Annotated in this window: 4 protein-coding genes and 1 rRNA gene; 4 read left to right on the forward strand and 1 reads right to left on the reverse strand. The window is 72.0% G+C overall.

Features of this window, described 5'->3' with window-relative positions; all coding sequences use genetic code 11:
- The 4 genes from rrf to PH191_RS29915 all read left to right on the forward strand — a co-directional run.
- Positions 1 to 88 (forward strand): 5S ribosomal RNA (gene rrf, locus PH191_RS29900); the annotation flags it as partial.
- A gap of 989 nt (positions 89 to 1077) precedes the next feature.
- On the forward strand, positions 1078 to 2052 hold the full coding sequence (locus tag PH191_RS29905) for an NAD-dependent epimerase/dehydratase family protein (protein WP_274198277.1): 975 nt from the start codon (positions 1078 to 1080) through the stop codon (positions 2050 to 2052).
- Between the two features lie 764 nt (positions 2053 to 2816).
- Entirely contained in the window at positions 2817 to 3158 is a 342-nt protein-coding gene (locus PH191_RS29910; RefSeq protein ID WP_274198278.1) for a DUF6247 family protein, read from the forward strand.
- Positions 3159 to 3407 carry a hypothetical protein gene (locus PH191_RS29915; RefSeq protein WP_274198279.1) on the forward strand — a complete coding sequence of 83 codons (249 nt, stop codon included), beginning with the start codon at positions 3159 to 3161 and terminating at the stop codon, positions 3405 to 3407. It abuts the gene before it with no gap.
- Positions 3408 to 3488: 81 nt separating this feature from the next.
- Here PH191_RS29915 and PH191_RS29920 read toward each other — a convergent pair.
- Positions 3489 to 3694 (reverse strand): hypothetical protein (locus PH191_RS29920; protein ID WP_274198280.1); only part of this gene is annotated, 206 nt, incomplete at its 5' end.

Genomic DNA, 3694 nt, shown 5'->3' on the forward strand with positions numbered 1-3694 from the left:
CGGACCCATCCCGAACCCGGAAGCTAAGCCCTCCAGCGCCGATGGTACTGCGACCGACAGGTCGTGGGAGAGTAGGACACCGCCGGAACACCCGACCACCCCCACACACATCACCACCCCACAAAAAAAGGGGCGAGGACTCCACCACGAGCCCCCGCCCCTTTTTTCGCGCCTCCACGGCGCCGGTTTCTTCGTCATGTGCGAGTGCTCGCGGCATCAGCGCACGCCGGCGCTCCACCGACCCAGTTCCTGAGCTCCTCCGCAAGGAGGGCCGGCAGGAGGGTGTGGAAGCGATGGCGTCGGTCTCCGGTGTCCCACGGTCTCGGCGGAACGGCTGTGGTCGGAGCAGGATCCGGGCACCAGCACCCGACGCCCGACGCGGTGGGTTCCGCCGCGGTGGGCCGAGTCCGCGGCCCTCGGGCAACCGCGGCGCCGTCCCTCGTCCGTCTCGCTCGCGCGCCGTCGTCCCCCCGGGGACCGGTGGCTTCGGCCGGCGCCACCCCTGTCGATCCCCTGTCGATGCGCCAGAGGTGGCCATCGGGTCGCCGCCGAGCGGCCTGACCGCGACAGTTGGCAACGTTCACCCTGAGAGCCGCGGGACCCGGCGCCTCGGGTCGCGGCAGACCGTCGACAGGGCCACGCGCTGCTCGTCCCAGGGAGGAGCGCGGATCAGTCAGGACGCCACGTAGGTCGACTCGAGCAGGTGCGACCAAGGAGGGAGAGAGCCCCGCCGGACCCACACCGCCGAGGGTGCCCAGGATCGTCTGCTCCTGCATGAGCACGAGGTGAACGACGTGCGCGGCCGACATCTACCACCGCGCCCGGACCCGCGGCCACGACCACACCGCGCCGTCCGAGTCGTGCCCATGCCTGCACCTACGTCATCTGGCACGGCCGCCGAGGTAGGGCGCCGGCCAGCGGGATCTCAAACCGCCCAGGTTGCGGACGCGCCCGCGCGCTCGTGCTCCCACGTCAGGCTGTCGTCGCGAGCTCGGGCTCGGTCCGGCACGATCGTCAGCCGACCGGCGCGGGGCCCACCTGCGGCCGCGAGCGGTACGAGCGGAGGAGGGGCATGCCGTGGCCCGTTGGTTGGTCACCGGCAGCGCCGGCCACCTCGGCGAGGCCCTCGTCCGGGTGCTGCGCGAGCGCGGCGAGACCGTGCTCGGCTTCGACCTGAAGCCGTCCGCGCACACCGACATCGTCGCCTCCCTGATCGACCGCGACCAGATGGCCCGGGCCGTCACCGGCGTCGATCACGTCCTGCACACCGCGACGCTGCACAAGCCGCACGTCGCTTCTCACTCTCGCCAGGACTTCATCGACGTCAACGTCACCGGCACCCTCGCCGTCCTCGAGGCCTCCGCCGCGGCTTCGGTGCGCAGCGTGGTGTTCACCTCGAGCACCAGCGCGTTCGGTCGCGCGCTCACCCCCGCACCCGGTGAGCCCGCTGTCTGGATCACCGAGGACGTCGCGGATCAGGTCCGCAACATCTACGGCGCCACCAAGACCGCTGCCGAGGACCTCTGCGAACTCGCTGCCTGCGACGGGCTCCCGGTCGTCGTCCTGCGCACCTCTCGGTTCTTCCCCGAGCCCGACGACCGCGACGACGCCCGCGCCCGCTACAGCGACGCCAACCTCAAGACCGTCGAATTCCTCTACCGACGTGTCGACCTCAGCGACGCCGTCGAGGCCCACCTGCTCGCCGCCCGACGCGCGCCCGAGCTGGGTTTCGCCCGCTACATCATCAGCGCGACCACCCCGTTCGTCGAAGAGGACCGTGCCGAGCTCGCACGAGACGCCCCGGCCGTCGTCGCCAGGCTCTTCCCCGAGCTGGTCGAGCGGTTCACCATCCGCGGCTGGACCATCCCACCGGCCATCGTCCGGATCTACGTCAACACCCGAGCGCGCCGCGAACTCAACTGGACACCACGCTGGGCTTTTCCAGCTACCGCCGAGCTCGCCCTCAACGAGGGGCACGTCCTGAGCCCACTCGCCGAACTCGTCGGCGCCAAGGGCTACCACGAACGGCCGACCGGCATCTACACCCGCTGAGCGGACGCTCGTCGGGCCCCGGTAGCCCCAACCCTCGGGACGCCCCGGGGTACGGGCCACGCCGTGGTCAGCAGTCGTTCCCGACCTGCTCGGGCCGGCGAGGTCGACACAGGGCATCCCTTGACAGGGGGCATCCCCTGACACGGCGCATCCCCGGGGTACCCGGTGCCGTACTGCGGCGTCATCGAGTCCCCAGTGGTGGGTGGCTGCGTGCGGACCTATCCGCGCCCGCGAGGAGATCGCGGACCAACCGCGCCGGGTTGTTCGCGCCTCCAGGGCGGGGTGGTTCGACCTCGAGATGAGCTGGGTCGCAGCGTGCCTGGCGGGCGCGGTCGTGGCCGGGCCCATCACGGAGGTGGCGGCACCACGACGCCGGTGCTCCGGTGCGACCGCGTGGACGAGCAGGAAGGCGTGGTTGCCGCCGTCCCACAGCCGCTCGACGAGCCCGGTCCGCGGTCCGGTGCACCCGCGAGCGGAGGCGGCCCAGCGGAGGCGGCCCAGCGGAGGCGGCCCAGCGGAGGCGGCCCAGCGGAGGGGCACGGTCCCGGTCCCACCATCCGGCACAGGTTCGCCACCACCCGGCGAGGTGAGCGCCACGAGTCCCTGGTCGGCGACGCTCGGGCGCCTCGCGACGGGGCACCGGAGCCGTGATGTCGCTCCGTCCCGGCGTCACGTGTCCCACCCTCTCGGGCCTCGGGGTCCCCCCCCCGACACCACGGCGGATCCCGGCCGCCGGCATGGCCCTCGGTCGTAGAGTGACGGCCATGACCGCGGCCGCCTCCTCGACCCCGCCGGGTGGGCGGCGCCCGGAGACCTGGGTGGACGCGACACCAGCCGAGGTCCGCGCGGTCCTGACGCCCGAGAGCGCTGCCGAGTTCGACCTCCAGTGGCGTGAAGCGTTGTCCCGAGCCGCCGACACCTACGACCTCACCGTCGTCCACACCTGCCTGGAGGCCTGGTGTCGGGTTGCCCGGGTGACCGTGGCGGCGGGGGGGCACGACGGCTACCGGGCGCTCCGCAGCACGGCGGCGACGGCCCTCGAGGACCGTGGGTCCGGCGCGCCTGGCGTGCCGTGGCGTGAGGTGCGCGGGGACCTCGGGCTCTAGGTGGCCTACGAGATCGACGTCGGCTCGATCCTGGAGACGTTGTCCGGGTTGCCGCACGAGGCCGTGGTCGCGCTCGCCGAGGCGGTGGCCGTCCTCGAGCTCACACCGTGGGCGGGGGACCCCCTGGTCGACCGGAACCCCGGGGGAGCCGTGCGGACCCTGCCGTTCGGGGCGCGCGGGCTGGTGACCTACGTGGTGGTCGAGGAGCTCGCGCGCGTGGACCTCCTGCAGGTCCACTGGGTCGACTGAGCCGGCCGCTCGGGGCGACGTACCGGTGAACCGGCCGCTGACCTGCGGTGATCGCGCAAACCCACCCCCCGTGAGAGGCCCTCACGGGCGGGTGTAATGTTCTCCGGGTCGCCAGGACAGCGAGGTTGAACCCGGTCCGGGCGAAGCAGTACGATGGGAAGTCGCCTTCCGGAAGGTCTGGCCCTGTGGGTCGGCTTGTACGGTGGTGTGGTTGTCCTTTGAGAACTCAACAGTGTGCTGAATGTTTGGTGGGTTTTTCCCGTCGGCATCCGGGGTTTGTTGTCGGG

The organism is Actinomycetospora callitridis (assembly GCF_028737265.1).
Lineage (GTDB): Bacteria > Actinomycetota > Actinomycetes > Mycobacteriales > Pseudonocardiaceae > Actinomycetospora > Actinomycetospora callitridis.